The sequence below is a fragment of the Deltaproteobacteria bacterium genome (assembly GCA_016235345.1).
Taxonomy (GTDB): domain Bacteria; phylum Desulfobacterota; class Desulfobacteria; order Desulfobacterales; family Desulfatibacillaceae; genus JACRLG01.
On sequence record JACRLG010000028.1, the window covers coordinates 169,586 to 184,831 of the forward strand.

The 15,246-nt window shown below is 61.0% G+C and carries 14 protein-coding genes; all 14 read left to right on the forward strand.

The window, feature by feature from the left end:
- Window positions 1–23 precede the first annotated feature (23 nt).
- The 14 genes from HZB23_14385 to HZB23_14450 all read left to right on the forward strand — a co-directional run bounded on the left by HZB23_14385 (window position 24) and on the right by HZB23_14450 (window position 15,041).
- On the forward strand, window positions 24–380 hold the full coding sequence (locus HZB23_14385; GenBank protein MBI5845843.1) for a hypothetical protein: 357 nt from the start codon (window positions 24–26) through the stop codon (window positions 378–380).
- Window positions 364–1,110: a prepilin-type N-terminal cleavage/methylation domain-containing protein gene (locus HZB23_14390; protein MBI5845844.1), complete on the forward strand. Its 747-nt coding sequence runs from the start codon at window positions 364–366 to the stop codon at window positions 1,108–1,110. Before HZB23_14385 ends, HZB23_14390 begins: the two co-directional genes overlap by 17 nt.
- Window positions 1,107–2,195, forward strand: coding sequence for a general secretion pathway protein GspK (locus HZB23_14395; protein MBI5845845.1), 1,089 nt, complete (start codon window positions 1,107–1,109; stop codon window positions 2,193–2,195). The genes HZB23_14390 and HZB23_14395 overlap by 4 nt, the downstream gene beginning before the upstream one ends.
- Window positions 2,196–2,595: 400 nt before the next feature.
- Entirely contained in the window at window positions 2,596–4,086 is a 1,491-nt protein-coding gene (locus HZB23_14400) for a PilN domain-containing protein (GenBank protein ID MBI5845846.1), read from the forward strand.
- Entirely contained in the window at window positions 4,083–4,610 is a 528-nt protein-coding gene (locus HZB23_14405; GenBank protein MBI5845847.1) for a type II secretion system protein M, read from the forward strand. Before HZB23_14400 ends, HZB23_14405 begins: the two co-directional genes overlap by 4 nt.
- Before the next feature lie 16 nt (window positions 4,611–4,626).
- The gene (gene gspN, locus HZB23_14410; protein MBI5845848.1) at window positions 4,627–5,493 is read left to right on the forward strand and encodes a type II secretion system protein GspN; all 867 of its coding nucleotides are present in this window, start codon (window positions 4,627–4,629) and stop codon (window positions 5,491–5,493) included.
- 18 nt (window positions 5,494–5,511) lie between these two features.
- A complete protein-coding gene (locus tag HZB23_14415; protein ID MBI5845849.1) occupies window positions 5,512–6,363 on the forward strand; it encodes a PDZ domain-containing protein in 852 nt (283 codons plus the stop codon).
- Window positions 6,364–6,369: 6 nt separating this feature from the next.
- Entirely contained in the window at window positions 6,370–7,989 is a 1,620-nt protein-coding gene (locus HZB23_14420; GenBank protein MBI5845850.1) for an AAA family ATPase, read from the forward strand.
- 25 nt (window positions 7,990–8,014) lie between these two features.
- Window positions 8,015–8,302 carry a hypothetical protein gene (locus HZB23_14425; protein MBI5845851.1) on the forward strand — a complete coding sequence of 96 codons (288 nt, stop codon included), beginning with the start codon at window positions 8,015–8,017 and terminating at the stop codon, window positions 8,300–8,302.
- The gene (locus HZB23_14430) at window positions 8,286–8,684 is read left to right on the forward strand and encodes a type II toxin-antitoxin system VapC family toxin (GenBank protein MBI5845852.1); all 399 of its coding nucleotides are present in this window, start codon (window positions 8,286–8,288) and stop codon (window positions 8,682–8,684) included. Before HZB23_14425 ends, HZB23_14430 begins: the two co-directional genes overlap by 17 nt.
- A gap of 32 nt (window positions 8,685–8,716) precedes the next feature.
- On the forward strand, window positions 8,717–9,514 hold the full coding sequence (locus HZB23_14435; GenBank protein MBI5845853.1) for a hypothetical protein: 798 nt from the start codon (window positions 8,717–8,719) through the stop codon (window positions 9,512–9,514).
- Window positions 9,515–9,624: 110 nt separating this feature from the next.
- Window positions 9,625–12,186 (forward strand): type II secretion system secretin GspD, encoded by a 2,562-nt coding sequence (gene gspD / locus HZB23_14440; GenBank protein MBI5845854.1) that lies wholly within the window; start codon window positions 9,625–9,627, stop codon window positions 12,184–12,186.
- Between the two features lie 10 nt (window positions 12,187–12,196).
- Entirely contained in the window at window positions 12,197–13,933 is a 1,737-nt protein-coding gene (gspE, locus tag HZB23_14445; protein ID MBI5845855.1) for a type II secretion system ATPase GspE, read from the forward strand.
- Window positions 13,934–14,141: 208 nt separating this feature from the next.
- Complete coding sequence (locus HZB23_14450; GenBank protein MBI5845856.1) at window positions 14,142–15,041, forward strand: tetratricopeptide repeat protein; 900 nt, start codon at window positions 14,142–14,144, stop codon at window positions 15,039–15,041.
- Window positions 15,042–15,246: the final 205 nt, after the last annotated feature.

Consider the following 15,246-nt stretch of genomic DNA (forward strand, 5'->3'; position numbering starts at 1 on the left):
GAGCCCCATCAGGGTTCACCCTCATGGAGGTCATGGTGGCCGTCACCATTCTGGCCATCGCCCTCTCCGCCGTTTTCAGGCTCCAGAGCCAGTCGGTGTTCATGGCCTCCAGGGTGCGCTTCGACACGGTGGCCCCGCTTCTGGCGCAGAAGGTGATGGCCCGCATCATGACGGCCAAGGCCGACCAGGTGGTTTCCGATTCCGGGGATTTCGGCGCGGATTATCCCGGTTACACCTTCAAAACCGAGGTCACCGAAACCAGCGCCCTGCTTCTGGGGGACACCTCGAAAAACCTGAAACGCCTCTCGGTGACGGTCATTTACGACAACGGTGTCTATCGCTACAAGGCGGAGGGCTTCCGGCTTGTATCCGCATCCTGACCACCCCCGCCGCCCCTCGTTCCCAAGGCCGCCAAGCCCGGCTTCCGGCTTCACCCTTGTTGAAATCCTTCTGGCCATCACCGTGTTCGGCCTGGTTTCCGGCCTCATTTTCGGCTCCTACTCCAAGACCCTGGACAACATCGAGCACACCGACCGCTCCATTCACGGCTACTCCCAGGCCAAGACCTGCCTGGAGCGCATGACCGCAGACCTTGAGGCCATACGGGTCAAGAGCCTCGCCGATTACAAGCCGCCCGAAACGAGCTTTTCCGACAACGACCCCTGGCGGGTGGAAGGCACGGAGCGGGAGGGCGGCGGGGATTTCCCAAGGCTTTCCTTCGCGTCCCTGGCCCACGTGGACTTGGGCGGAGACGGCAGGGAGGGGACGGCCTCCATCACCTATTACGTCACCAAGGAGGCGGAGGGCCGCACGGGCTGGGTGTTGCGCCGCAAGGACGCATTCATGGCCGAGCTTTTCGGGGAAGGGCCAGGGTCCGCCCCCATCCTTTGCGACAACGTGAAGGCCCTGAAATTCATCTATTACAGCGCGGAAGGCGACGAGAGCACTTCCTGGGACTCCGACTCCGACACATCCTCCTTCACCACCCCAAGGTCCGTGGGGGTGATTCTGGACATCGTGGGGCCGAACGGCGCGGACGGCGCTCCGGTGCGTTTCACCACCACCATCAACCTGCCCTCGTGGCGGGACAAGCCCCCGGAGGCATCATGAAGGCCGCCGCCCTGCGCGGGCTTATTCGCAAAAGCCAGCACGGCATGGCCCTTTTGCTGGCCCTCACGGTCATCACCATACTGATAGGGGTGACGGTGGAGGCCCACCGCAGGGTGCGCAACGTGATGACCAAAACCGCCGCGTCGGGCGAGCGCCAGCGCCTGAACTTTCTGGCAAGCTCCGGCATCCAGGTCGGAATGGCCATGCTTTTAAAGGACAAGGCCGCAGGCGAGACAGACTCGATTCAGGAAGACTGGGCAAGGCCCGAAAAACGGGACGAGCTTCTGGCCCAGCTTGGGGTGACGCCCGGAAGCCTTACGCTTGAGATCACAGATCTTTCGGGCCTCATCCAGGTCAACGCCCTGGTGGTGCAGCCGGACGGCAAGGACTTCGTGAAGGCCCAGGCCGAGCTTTGGGACCGGTTTTTAAGGCCCGTCGTCTCCCTCCAGGAAACCGCCGATCTGAACCTCACCACAGACATCATAAACTGCCTGAAAGACTGGCTGGACAAAAACGACGACGACGCCCTGACAGGCCTGAACGGGGCCGAATCGGACCACTACGAGGGCCTCGATCCCTCCTACAAGGCCCGGAACGGCCCCATGCGCGACGTTTACGAGCTACTCATGGTAAAGGGCATGACGCCGGAAATCTTTTACGGCACGGAGAAACTTCCGGGCATAGCACCCTACCTAACGGCCTTCGGCGCCCTCACCACGGGAACCGGGGACAGCAAGACCCTGGAATATCCGGGCCACATCAACATCTCCACCGCCCCCCTGCCGGTCTTAAAGGCCCTTCTGCCGGTGGAGAACGCCGATCTGGCCGAGTCCCTGATCGCCTACCGGGAAATGAAGGAGAGCGAGACCTACGTCAACGACGTGACCCAGCTCACCTGGTACAAAAACGCGCCCGGATGCGCGGACTTGGCCATCGACCAGAGCCTGGTTTCGGTGTCCTCGGACCTTTTCGAAATCACGGCCACGGGGCGCAGCGAGGCCATGATCACCAGAGTCAGCGCGGTGGTGTCCAGGGAAAAGGACGCCGAGGGCAACTATTCCTGCCGGGTCCTGGCCTGGAAGTGAGGGTCGCGGCGGGCGGCTTTCCTGTTTATCTAAGCAGGGCCACCGCATATGGAAATTTTTCGTGAAGGACTTGGAAACGCGGGTGGCGCAGGCTTTCTCGTTGCCAGGGGCCGAAGGCCAAGAGGGCTTTTTCTGGGCGCTTTGACTATTTTTTGAGCGCTGTTCTTCTTGTGCTGCGCACCCAGGCAACGAGAAAGCCTGCGCCACCCCTGTCCGAGTCTCCCCTGCATCTTTCCAAATGCGGTCGCCCTGTTTATCTAAGCGAATTGGTTGATTAAAAAAAATCAGTCTGTTATAAAGACGAGACCGCCCTTAAAAAGACCGGCCTTCAGGCAGGGCGGCTGACGGATGGCGGGAACGCTTCTATAAATCCTTCTAATATTCATCCCAAGGCTTGACGATGCCCGAAAAGCGGCTTGGTCTTGAAATCCGGAAAGACGGCGTAAGCGCCGTGGCGGTGAAGCGCGGGCTGTCGGCAAGCCACGTGGCCGCATGTGTCAACGTGGCCACCGGAAAGGATATGGGGATTTCGGACGCCCTCGCCGAAGCCCTCACCCTGGTGGCGGCGCGCACCGATCTGAACGGCGCGAGCGTAAGCGCTGGGTTTTCAGACAGCCCGGTCAATTTCAGAAACCTCGCCCTTCCCTTTTCGGAAATAAAGAAGGTCCGGCAGATTCTTGGGGTGGAGCTGGAAACCCAGGTTCCGCTCCGGGCCGAAGACATGGTGGCCGACCTTCACGTGCTGGAAAGGGACGAAGGCGTAAGGGGCATAGCCGCCTACCTCGCCTGCGAGTCGGTGGCGGAGGAGTTGAACATCCTCGAAGCCCAGGAACTGGCCGTGGATCACCTAAGCTCGGCCCCCTTTGCCGCAGCCTTGGGCCTTTTGGCCAGCGCGGACAACCTGCCGGAACAGGGAATCTTTCTCTGGGCCTCTTCGCACAGCGCGGTGATGGTGTGTTTCGCGGGCGAGCGCCCCATTTACGCAAGGCGGGTGGAGGGCCCCTTCGGCCAGGGCCTTGTAAGGCTTTCGGCCCAGGTGGAAATGACCATAAGGGCCGTGGCCGAAACCGTGGAGCAAAATTTTTCGCCGGGCCAGATATACGTCACCGGAAGCGCCCTTTCCCGCCCGGATTTTGCCCGGACCCTGGCCGACCGCACCGGGCTCACGGTCACGGCGACGGACCTTCTGGCCGAAACCGGCATAGCGGTTTCAAGCGACGAGGCTGAGGACTACGACCCCCTGGTCATGGATCCGGCCCTTGCCCTGGCCCTTTTCCCCCCCACCGACACCACGGGCTTCAACTTAAGGCAGGGGCCCTTCGCCGTCACCCACCAGTGGGAGCGCTACCGGGGGGAGCTGTCCCACGTGGGCGTCCTTGTCCTGTGCCTCTTTCTCGTAATCAGTTTCAATTTCCTGGCCCAGACAAGGCTATTGGCCATGGACGCCCGGAGGATAGCCTACGGCAACGCCGCCCTGGCGGCCTCGGTGTTGGAAGGTGAGCCGCCTGGGGAGAACCCGGTAAAGACCCTTGAAGACAAGGTGGCGGCCCTTGGAAAGAGCCTGGACCTTCCCGCAGAGGAAGGGCAGGCGGTGAGGGTAATGGACATTTTGAAGGCAGCCAGCGAGAGAATAGCCTCTGACACCGACTTCCGCCTTTCCCAGCTCACCATAAGCGGCGAGGGGGTGCAGATGTCCGGGGAGGCTGATTCCATAACATCCGTGGACACTGTCCAGTCGAGGCTGGAAAAAACGCCGCCCTTCGACAAGGTGACCATCGTGTCCACCGACATAGACAAGCGCACCGGAAGGGTGAACTTCCGCCTTCGCTGCCAGTTTCCCTCCCAGGAAACCGGGCGCAAGGAAGGCGCGACGGAGGGTGAAGCCCCATGACCCTAGCTCTGGCCAAGAGGGAAAAATACGTGCTGGCCTTCGGGGCGGCCTTCGTGTTCCTCTTCCTGTTCAACGAGGTGGGGGTGAGCCGGGCCGTCGCCTACCGGGAAAAGCTGGAGAGGCAGGTGGTTAAGGAAAGGGCGGCCAGGGAAAAGGTGGCGGAACTCGCCGCCGACTATCGAAGGCTCTCCGACAGGCAGAAGGGGGCTGCGGCCCGTCTGGCCGGGCGTCAGGCCGATTTCAGGCTCTTCGCCTTTCTGGACCTTCTGGCCGGGCAGGCCGGCTTAAAGAGCGCGGTCCAGTACATGAAGCCCGCAGTCTCGCCCATAGAGGGCAGCCCCTACAAGTCGTCCACGGTGGAGATGAAACTTTCGGGAATCTCCATGGAGCAGCTCGCCGGTTTCATCCACATGATAGAAAGCTCGCCCAACGGGGTGAGCATAAGGCGAATGTCCGTCACCGCCACCGGAAAGGAAGAACGCTTCCTGGACGCGGTGTTTCTGGCCTCAACGCTCGAAAAATAAAGGGTCAACGGGGTCAATGAAAAAAGCGGTGCTCTACAGCCTGTTCTTCCTCCTGGCCTGCGGGGTCTTCCTGTACGCCCTTTTTCCCGGAAAGGCGGTCAAGGACCTCCTGGAATCCGCCGTGGCCCGCAAGGCCCCCGGAGTTGAATTCATGGTGGAAAAGGTGAAGCCCTCCCTGCCCTTCGGCCTTCGCCTCACGGGCGTTCGGGCGGCCCGCCGGGGCGAGAAGCTGTTCGAGGCGGAAAGCGTAAGGGTGGCCCCGGCCATTTTCCGGTTCATTACCGGCGGCTGGGGTTTCACGGCGAAGTTTCCGTCCCACGGGGGAAAGATAACCCTCAAGGCCTCCGGAAAAAAGAGGCTCGCCACGGAGCCTTTTTCCGCAAAAATCCGGCTTGATGACGTGGAAGCCAAGGACATGGGGGTGCTGGAGCACATTTTCGGCTTTCCGTTTTCCGGCTCGCTTTCGGCGGATGTCTCCTTTTTCGGCCCCGCCGCCGACTGGACCAGGGGCGAGGGGGAGGCGAAACTGACCCTTTCCGCAGGAAAGCTCTTTTTCATGCCCGAAATGGTGGGTACGGGCGGTCTTGGCGTATCGGCCCTCACCGCCGAGTTTTTGATGCAGAAGGGCGAAATCGCATTCAAGCGCTTCGAGCTTTCCGGCCCGGAGGCGGGGGCCACCCTCAGCGGCAGCATCGCCATAAGAAGGCCGTTCAACGAAAGCCGCCTCAACCTGGAAGGCCGCCTCACTCCCACCCCGGCCTTTTTCCGCAGGCTGGGGAGCCGCTCGGCAGCGGCTCAGTTCCTTCGCACCAAGGAAGGCGCGGGCGGGCTTGGCTTCACCCTTTCCGGCACTGCGGCTGACAGCCAGATCGGTTTCAAGTAGTCTTCGGGGGAGAGCCTCGTGGTAAAAAGAATCCTCGTATTGCTCGACATTCTTGTGCTCACCGTAACGGCCTACACCGTGGTGAACACCTTTTACGGGTACGTGCATTCCGCAGTGCCCGACGCCCCGCCCCCAAGGGTCGCCGGAACGCCCGGAGGCGGCCCGGAGCGCGCCCTGGCAATGGGCCCCTACGACGCTTACAGCATTATCGGCATCCGCGACCTTTTCCAGACGGCCAAGCCCAAGGTCATGGCCTCGTCTTCCACTGTTGCGGCCAACCCGGACGAGCTTCCGGCTACGGCCATGAACCTGAAACTCCTGGGAACCCTCACCGCACCCAGGGGCAACAGCAGGGCCATCATCGAAGACGCCCAGGCCCAGAAGCAGGGCCTATACAAAACAGGCGACACGGTCCAGAACGCGGTCATCAAGTCCATCGAACGCAACCAGGTGGTGGTTACAATCGAGGGAAGGGATGAAATCCTTCTGCCGGAGGAAGAGCAGAAAAAGCGCATGGCCGCCAAAAAGCCCGCCGGGCCAACGGGTGCGCCCGGAATAAAGCTCTCCAGGGCCGAGGTGGAGCAGTCCATGCGCAACATCGGCCTTCTCATGACCCAGGCCCGCTGGCAGCCGTCCTTCGACGCTTCTGGAAACCCGGAGGGGATCGCCGTGAACCGCATCCGGCCCGGCTCCCTTCTTTCCAAGATGGGCATAGCCAACGGCGATGTTCTCCAGTCGGTCAACGGCAGGGACATCCGCAGCATGGATGACATCATGACGGCCTACACCCAGTTCAGGTCAGCGGAAAACGTGCAGTTCGATGTGAAGCGCGGCGACAACCGCGAAACGCTTGCTTACTCCTTCGAGTGACGAAAAGTGTATTATTCCCGTTTCGGATTGAGCGAGAACCCCTTCGGCGCAACGCCCAACCCCCGCTATCTCTACTTCAGCAGGGGCCACAGGGAGGCCATGGATCACCTGATCTACGGCATAAGGGAGCGCAAGGGATTCATCATGATCACCGGCGGCGTTGGAACCGGCAAGACCACCCTTCTGCGTTCGCTTTTAAGCGACGCGGACGACACCATGAAAACCGCCCTCATTCTGAACCCCTTCCTGGCCGAGGACGACCTTCTGCCTGCGGTGTGCGCGGAGTTCGGGATTCCCGCGCCGGAAGACGGATCAAGGCGAGCGTGGCTTTCGGCCCTGAACGATTTTCTGATCACGACCCACGCCGGGGGCCGCACTGCGGTCCTTTTGCTGGACGAGGCCCAGAACCTTTCGAGGGAGGTGCTGGAGGAGGCCCGGATACTCTCCAACCTGGAAACGGACCGGGAGAAGCTGCTCCAGATAGTGCTCACGGGCCAGGAGGAGCTGGTTCACCTTCTTGCCCGCCCCGAACTTCGGCAGTTGAACGAGCGGGTGGTGGTGCGCTACCACTTGGGCCCCCTGGACAGCGAGGACCTAAGGGCCTATGTGCAACACCGCATGGCGGTGGCCGGAAACCGGGGGGGCGTGCCCTTTTCCCGCGATGCCTGGAAGGCCCTGCACTCCGTTTCGGCGGGGATTCCCAGGCGCATAAACGCGGTGTGCGACCGGGCCTTTCTGGCCGCCTATTCCAGGAACCGCGACAAGGTGAACGGGGGCCTCATAAGGGAGGCCGCCCGCGAGGTTGGGGCGACCGGAGTTTCATCCGCCCCTGCAGCGGGCTGGCGTTTTTCATTCACCCTGGCGGCGGCCCTGGTTCTGGCCCTGGCCCTGAGCTTCGGCCTGGGCATCTGGGCCAGGGGGCGGACTGACGGGCAGGCGATTCCGGCCCCTTCCGCAAGGGCTGCGGCTCCCGCCCTGCAAGCTCCGTCACCTTCGGCAGGGGCGCTTCCCGCGAGCCCTCAAGCAGCGAGTACGGCGAACGAAAGCGCAACCGGGGCGGAAAAGCCAGCCAGCGCCCCTGCGCAGAAGGCTTCTGCCTCCTGGCTTTTGAACAACGCCCAAAGTCTGGACCTTCTCTACAAGGCGGATAGCGGCCCCCAGGCTGCATCAAAGGCCGGGCTTTTCTCATTCAACCTGGACATCTCCCGCGCCCGGAGGCTTAAAAGGCCCTTCCGGGCCGCCCTTTCTGGCATGGAAGGGACTGGTGAGGGATTCGCCGTCGTAACCGGGGCCACGCCCACCGGCTTTTCGGTCCTTTCCGCCGACGGCAGCCCGACAGCGGCGGAAACCGCCGACCTTGCCCGGTACTGGACCGGGGCCCTGGTCTGGTTGGTTCCCGAAGGCCTGCCGGGCGCGCCTGTCCAGGCCGGAAGCAGGGGGCCGGAAGTCACGCGGCTGCAGCAATCCCTGGCCCTGGCCGGTTACGAGGTGGCTGCCGACGGCCTTTACGGAAGGCGCACCGGCGAGGCCGTCAGGCGTTTCCAGGCGGATTTCGGCATAAGCCCCGACGGAACCGCCGGTTACGACACCCTAAGGGTCCTTAGCAAGGTTTCGGGCGCGGAATAAAAACGGGCATGGGAGTAGCGCACCAATGAAAACGATAACAGTCTCAAGCCTCAGAAAAGACCCGGCTGGCCAACTTGCCCAGGTAGGCATAGGTGAGGAGGTGCTGTTGACCTTAAAAGGCAAAATCATTGCCAAGCTCATCCCGTTATCGGAGAACAGACAGCCCGTGAAACCGTTGGCCGATGCAGGCCCTATGCCGGAAAACGCTGCTGACGCATGGCGTTTTCTCGGTGACCTGAGAAAAAAATGCGCCATCGGTGATGTCGTTTCGCCTCTTGATGAAATATGGGAGGCCAATGATGGTCATTCTTGATACCTGTGCAATTATTTTCATGGCTCTAGCGCCGGAACGCCTTGGCAAGAACGCTGAAAAAATAATCCATGAAAGTATCTTAGCGAATGGTATCAACTGCAGCGATATTTCGTTGTGGGAAATCGCAATGCTGATTGAAAAAAAGCGCCTTGATCCCGGATCGGACTACATGAGCTTCATCAACAATTTCATACTTGCAACCGACATGACAATAATGCCGATAACGCCGGAAATCGCCTCTTTTGCGGCTTCAGCCGCCGTTTTTGAGCATGGAGACCCAGCTGACAGGATAATTGCATCAACGGCCATCTGTCATAACATGCCACTCATTACATGTGATGAAAAGTTGATGAGAACCGAGATGCTTCATACCATATGGTAGCCAAGCAGCAACGAGATTGAAAAGGTTGGATAATGAGCGCCATTCACGAAGCCCTGAAAAAGGCACAGGAGGAAAGGGACAACACCCCCGATTCCTACCAGTCCGTGGGGCAGTCGGGCGAAAGACGGAAAGCCCCGGTTCCGGGTGCCGCGAAGCTTGCGGCAGTGGCGGGAGCGGTGATTTTGCTTGCCGGAGCAGGGTATTTCTGGTTTAACATGGCGGGAAAAAAGGATTTATCGCATAAGGCCGAAGCTATCGGGACGCCTTCTCCGGTAAAATTCCCCATTGCGGTCAAGGTCGCAGAACCGCCCCCCGCCCCCGCTGGGCAGGCGGGCGAGGTTTCCCCCCAACCCCCGGCCCAGGGCGGGCCTCCGGGCGGAATCCGGGCAGGGATGCCGGACATAAAAAACGCCCGGCTTTTTTTCGATCAGGCCGTAAAGCACCACCAGAGCGGCAGGACGGGCCTTGCCGTGGAATTTTATCAAAAAAGCCTTCAGTACGATCAGAATTTTGCGAAAAGCCTCAACAACCTTGCCGTGATCGCCATGGAGGAGGGACGCCTGGGCGCGGCCAAAGAGGGCTTCCAGAAAGCCCAGCGGGCCGACCCGCACTATGCCGACCCGTACTACAACTTAGCCTGCTTAAGCGCCAGGGAAGGCAGCCCGGCCAAGGCCCTGCCCTATTTGCGGGAGGCCTTCGCCAAGGACCCGGAAACCCGCGCGGCGGCTAATAGCGACCCCGATCTCGCCCCGGTGAGACAGCTTCCGGGTTTTGCTCAACTCATGAAAGAAACGGAGCAGAAGCCGCCCGGCCCCTCAAAGGGAAAGTGATGCCGTTTCGGGACGGCGGGGCTTTTTTTCCGTAGAGATTTCAAAAACGGTGTTTCATGCCTTTTTCAACAGGCGAACATTGCTCATAAAGAGAAAGCGGGTTTCCATCAATGCGGCCTAAATCAAGATCATCATTCGCCCTGGGTTTCCTGGCGGCTCTTGCCCTCTTCACAGGCCTTGCCGTTGACCAGGGCCTGGCCGCCCGCGTGACCGGCTCATCCTCATCACAGTCGGGCGAGGGCGTGTCGGCTCCTCCCCCCTCTTCGATCCGGCAGCCCGCCCCGGCCCCGGTGAGCCAGGAGCCCCCGTCCAGGCGTCCGCCCGCTTCTTTAAGGCGTCCATCGGCCCCTGCCGACCCGGTCCCCCAGGCCGACAGCCCGGTTTCCGGGTATCAGGCAACGGACTCCGGGCAGGAGCCGGGTTCGCCTGTCGGCACAGAGGTCCGGGATGAGCCGAGGCCCGCGAGAAAAGCCAAAAAGTCGAGCGGCATCCGCCTGGATTTCAAGGACGCGGGCCTGGACGTGGTGGCCCAGCTCATAAGCGAGCTTTCGGGCAAAAATTTCATTTTGGACCCCTCCTTGAAGGGAAAGACCGTCACCATCATCAGCCCCAAGCCCGTAACCGCAGCCGAGGCTTACAAGGTTTTCGAGTCCATACTGGAAATCCACGGACTGACCACCATAGCCGCCGGAAAGGTGATAAAGATAGTGCCTGCGGCGGACGCCAGGGGCAGGAGCGTTGAAACCCGGCTCGAACCCAAAAAGGGCGCAATGGAAGACAAGGTGGTGACCCAGGTCATACCACTCAGATACGCGTCTTCCGCAGAGGTGGCCAAGGTCTTTCAGCAGCTCGTTTCCAAAAGCGCGGTGATCCTCTCATACGCCCCCACCAACACAGTCATAGTCACCGATTACCTTTCCAACATCCAGCGGCTCTTGCGTATACTCAAGGTCATTGACGTGGCCGGGGCCGGCCAGGAGATTTCCATTGTTCCCTTAAAGCACGCGTCATCTGCGGACATGGTCAAGATTCTCGCCGCCTTTTTCACCCAAAAAAGGGTGCCCGCCGGGGTGGCCTCAGCCGAGGACATCCGTATAGTTCCTGACGAACGCACCAATAGCCTTGTGATAATGGCTTCCGAGGTGGACACCAAAACCGTCAAGGAAGTGGTGTCCATGCTGGATAAGCCCGTGCCCAAGGGCAAGGGGAAGATTCACATCTACCCGCTTCAGAACCATTCCGCCGAAGACGTGGCCAAGGTCCTGGAAAAGCTCGTAAGCGCCTCGGCCAAGCCCGCCGACCCGGCCAAGAAATCGGGCGAGACACCCCTTTTGAGCCAGAACGTGCAGATTTCCCCGGACAAGGCCACCAACTCCCTGGTCATTATGGCCCAGCCGGAGGATTACCCGGTGCTGGAAGCCGTCATAAGGAAGCTCGACATAACAAGGCCCATGGTCTACATCGAGGCCCTCATCATGGAGGTGTCCACCAGGAAGAACTTCGATCTGGGCGTCGAGTGGCGGATCGGCGACGACTTCACCATCGAGGGCGGCAAGGGCGTGGCTTTCGGCGGTTCGGGCGGAGCTGGCACGGGCGGCAACTATTCCATCTTCCCGTCCCCCACGGTCACCACCGCCGGAGTGGCCACGGCCTTTCCCTCGGCCTTTTCCTTCGGCGTGCTGGGCGAGGCCATCAAGGTGGGCGACGTGGTGTTCCCCACCATCGGCGCGGTGGTCCGGGCCTACCAGAACGATTCCGACGTCCACATACTCTCGGCCCCCCAGGTGCTCACCACCAACAACGAGGAAGCCAAGATGACCGTGGGCAAGAACGTGCCCTACGTCACCCGCAAGGAAACCTCCACGAGTTCGGTGGATTACTCCACCTACGAGTACAAGGACGTGGGCGTGACTTTAAAGATCACCCCCCAGATCAGCCAGGCCCGCACGGTGAGATTGAAGGTCTTCCAGGAGGTTTCCAGGCTCATTGAAACCGGCGACGTGGACCGCCCCACCACCTTCAAGCGCTCCACCGAAACCACTGTGGTGGTGAAGGACGGCCAGACCATAGTGATCGGCGGCTTGATCGACCGCTCCACCGAGGGCACCACCTACAGGGTTCCCTGCCTGGCCGACATCCCGGTCATAGGCAAGGCCTTCCGCTCGACCTCCGAAACAAAGGAGCGCACCAACCTCTACGTTTTCCTCACTCCCCACATCATCGAGCAGCCGGGCGAGGCCAAGGGCATCACCGAGGAGAAAAAGGAGGAGATGGACAGGATAGAGGAGGAGGCGGTGAAACTTTTCGGGCGCACCGGCGGAGACCTCACCGAGGCTCTCGAAGGAATGACCCTGGACGGCCCCGCCGAGGCGGCCTCCCCCACCCCGACGGGCGTCGGACCCGGAGCCCGCCAATCGGACGAATCCGAAGCCGACCAGCGTGACGAGCGGGTGTCCGGCACCGTGCATCTGAAGTCCAGGCCAAGCGGAGACCCATCCTCCATGTCGGGATACCAGGATTCCCAGTCATCCGGCTCATCGGAGCCATCGGGCGGCTCCGGAGCGTCCGGCTATGGCGGAGGCTCATCGGGCTACGGGGGGAGCGGCTCGTTCCCGGTCCAGCCGCCTCCCGGTTCCAGCGCGGCCCAGGGCTACCAGCGCGGCGGACAGTGAGGGGCGGCGCATGGAAAGATCCTTTGACGAAATTTTGCAGGCCGATTTCAAGGTGGCCCCTGACGTCCTTTCCGAGGCCCGAAGGCAGGCGGCTGACAAGGCCAGCCCTCTTGGCGACATCCTGGTTCAGAAAAGGGTCCTCACCGAGCTTGAGTACCTTGAGGCCCTTGGCCGCTATTACAAGGTCCAGGTTATGGAGCGCCTTCCAAGGGAGCCTTCGTCGCCCGAATTCACCAGCCGGGTGCCCATTCAGTTTTTGAAGCGAAACCGCATGGTTCCGCTGTATCTGCCGCAGGAGCAGCCCCCTCACCGCGCCCAGAAGGCCGATGACCAGGAAAACCGGCGTCTGGTGGTGGCGGTGAACGACCCCACCCGGCTCCAGGCCGTGGACGACCTGACCTCAGCCTTGGGCGTCGGCCCGGCGGGGATGGTCATAGCCCCGGCCCAGGAGATACTTTCGGCCATCAACATGGCCTACGACCTTGCCAGGGACTCCGCCGAGCAGCTCGTCGCAGACATCAACGAGAGCACGGACGCCATCATCTCGGAAATCGAGCAGACCGCCGACCTTCTGGACGACACCTCCGAAGCGCCCATAATCAAGCTCGTTAACCACATTCTTTCCGAGGGCGTCAAGGCGCGGGCTTCCGATATTCACATCGAGCCCTACCAGGGGGCCCTGAAGGTCCGCTACCGGGTGGACGGCATTCTCTACGACCTAATCTCGCCCCCCAAAAGCATCCAGAACGCCTTAACCAGCCGCATCAAGGTCATGGGCAACATGAACATAGCCGAAAAGCGGCTGCCCCAGGACGGGCGCATTGAAATCCGCATCGGCGACAAGAACGTGGACATCCGCGTTTCCACCATCCCCACCACCCACGGCGAACGGGTGGTTTTAAGGCTTCTGGACAAAAGCTCCACGGTGCTAATGATGTCCGACCTTGGCCTTTCCCCGGCCCGGCTTTCCACCATGAACAACCTGATCCAGACGCCCCACGGGATAATTCTCGTCACCGGCCCCACCGGAAGCGGCAAGACCACCACCCTCTACGCGGTCCTGTCCACCATCAACAAGCCCGGCATAAACATCATCACCATAGAAGACCCGGTTGAATACCAGATTCAGGGCATCGGCCAGATCCAGGTAAACCCCAAGATCGAGCTTACCTTCGCGCGGGGCCTTCGCTCCATAGTGCGCCAGGACCCGGACGTGATCCTTGTCGGCGAAATCCGCGACAAGGAAACCGCCGACATCGCCGTGCAGGCCTCCCTTACCGGCCACCTGGTTTTCTCGACCTTGCACACCAACGACTCGGCTTCCGCCATAACGCGCCTCATAGACATTGGCGTGGAGCCCTTTCTCATCTCCTCCTCCGTGCTTGCGGTGGTGGCCCAGCGCCTGGTACGCATGCTCTGCGACAACTGCAAGGCCCCCTACATGCCCGATCAGGCGGCCCTGGCCCAGTTGGGCCTAAGCATCAACGACTTTCCCAGTCACGGCGTGTACCAGGCCAAGGGCTGTCCGGCCTGCCTCCAGACCGGCTACCGGGGCCGGATCGGCATTTTCGAGATCATGCCCATGGACAAGGACATAAAAAGCCTCATCCTTTCCACATCAGACTCCAACCAGATCAAGGCCCAGGCCGTGCGCAACCGCATGGTGACCCTGCGCCAGGACGGGGTGCGGAAGGTGATGGATGGCATAACCACGATAGAAGAGGTGTTCCGCGTAACCCAGCTGTAGGGCGCCCACAAGCGCGAACTGCTGTGTCAGAGCAAAGCGGGCGGGTCGTCATGTACGGCAAGTACTATTCCTCCCCGCCCGCTTCACTCTTCCTTGCATTTCATCGCTTGTGACCACCCTACGGGAGACGGTATTGATTTTATCAGCAACCTCAAAAACATCCTCGTTTCGCCATAAACTCACGTATGCCTTGCGACGGGCTCCGGCGGTGATCCTTCTTTTCCTGCTGGCTCTTCTGGCCGGATGGGCCGGGGCGGCCAGGGCCGACGGGCCGTGCATAACGGCGGGCGACCAGTTCTCGTTCGCCGAGGGGTACTTCGAGCGGGGGGAGTACTTCAGGGCCATAGGCGAGTACGAGAGGTTCCTCCATTTTTTTCCCGATGCACCCCTGGCCGCGTCTGCCAGCCTTCGTATAGGCCAGGGCTATTTCAAGGGCGAAAAGTACGATTCGGCCAAAGACGCCCTGGAAACCTTCCTTTCCCGGTTCCCCGATGATCCCCGCGCCTTCGAGGCGAGAATGCTGGCCTGCGAGTGCGAGACAAAATCGGCGGGCGCGGAAAACGGCGAGGCCTGCTTGAAGGCCCTTCTCGCAAAAAGCCAGGCGGCAGGGATTACTTCCGATAAAGACCGGGCCTTGTTCCGCCTTGGACGCCTTTACATGGACAAGGGCGACTGGAAAAGCGCCGAAGCGGCGTTTTCGGCGGTCAGCCCCGAAGGCCCGGAATCCGGGGGGGCGAAAGCGGCCCTTGCGAGGCTGTCGTCAACATCCGAAATCCCCCGGAAAAGCCCGGCCCTTGCCGGAACCCTGTCTTTGGTTCCGGGCCTTGGCCAGCTTTACGTCGGGCGGAAAAAAGACGCCCTGGCGGCCTTCCTGGTGAACGGGGCCTTAATATGGGCGGCGGCGGAAGCCTTCGACAGGGGCGAAAACGGCCTTGGGGCCGCCATCACCCTTGTGGGCGCGGGCTTCTACGCGGGCAACATCAACGGGGCCGTGAACTCCGCCAAAAAATACAACAAGGACCAAAGGGAGGGCTTCGTAAAGAGCCTTCAACTGGGGTTCGCGCCGGTTTCCGGCGGGGCATCGATTTTTGCGGTTGTAAAATTTTAATAAGCCGTGTTTAAAGGAATTGATCATTTTCAAGAAACGGGCATTCAGGCACTCGCCCGCAACAGCGAACCCAAGCGAAAACAGTCAAAATTACAGTTTGAGTCCAAGCCTGCCGCCAAGCCCGCCGCCCATCCCGCCGAGCGTTTTACACACTGACAGGCCAAGGAAATGTCTCGCTTTTGGCGAAAATCCCTTATAAGGTGAC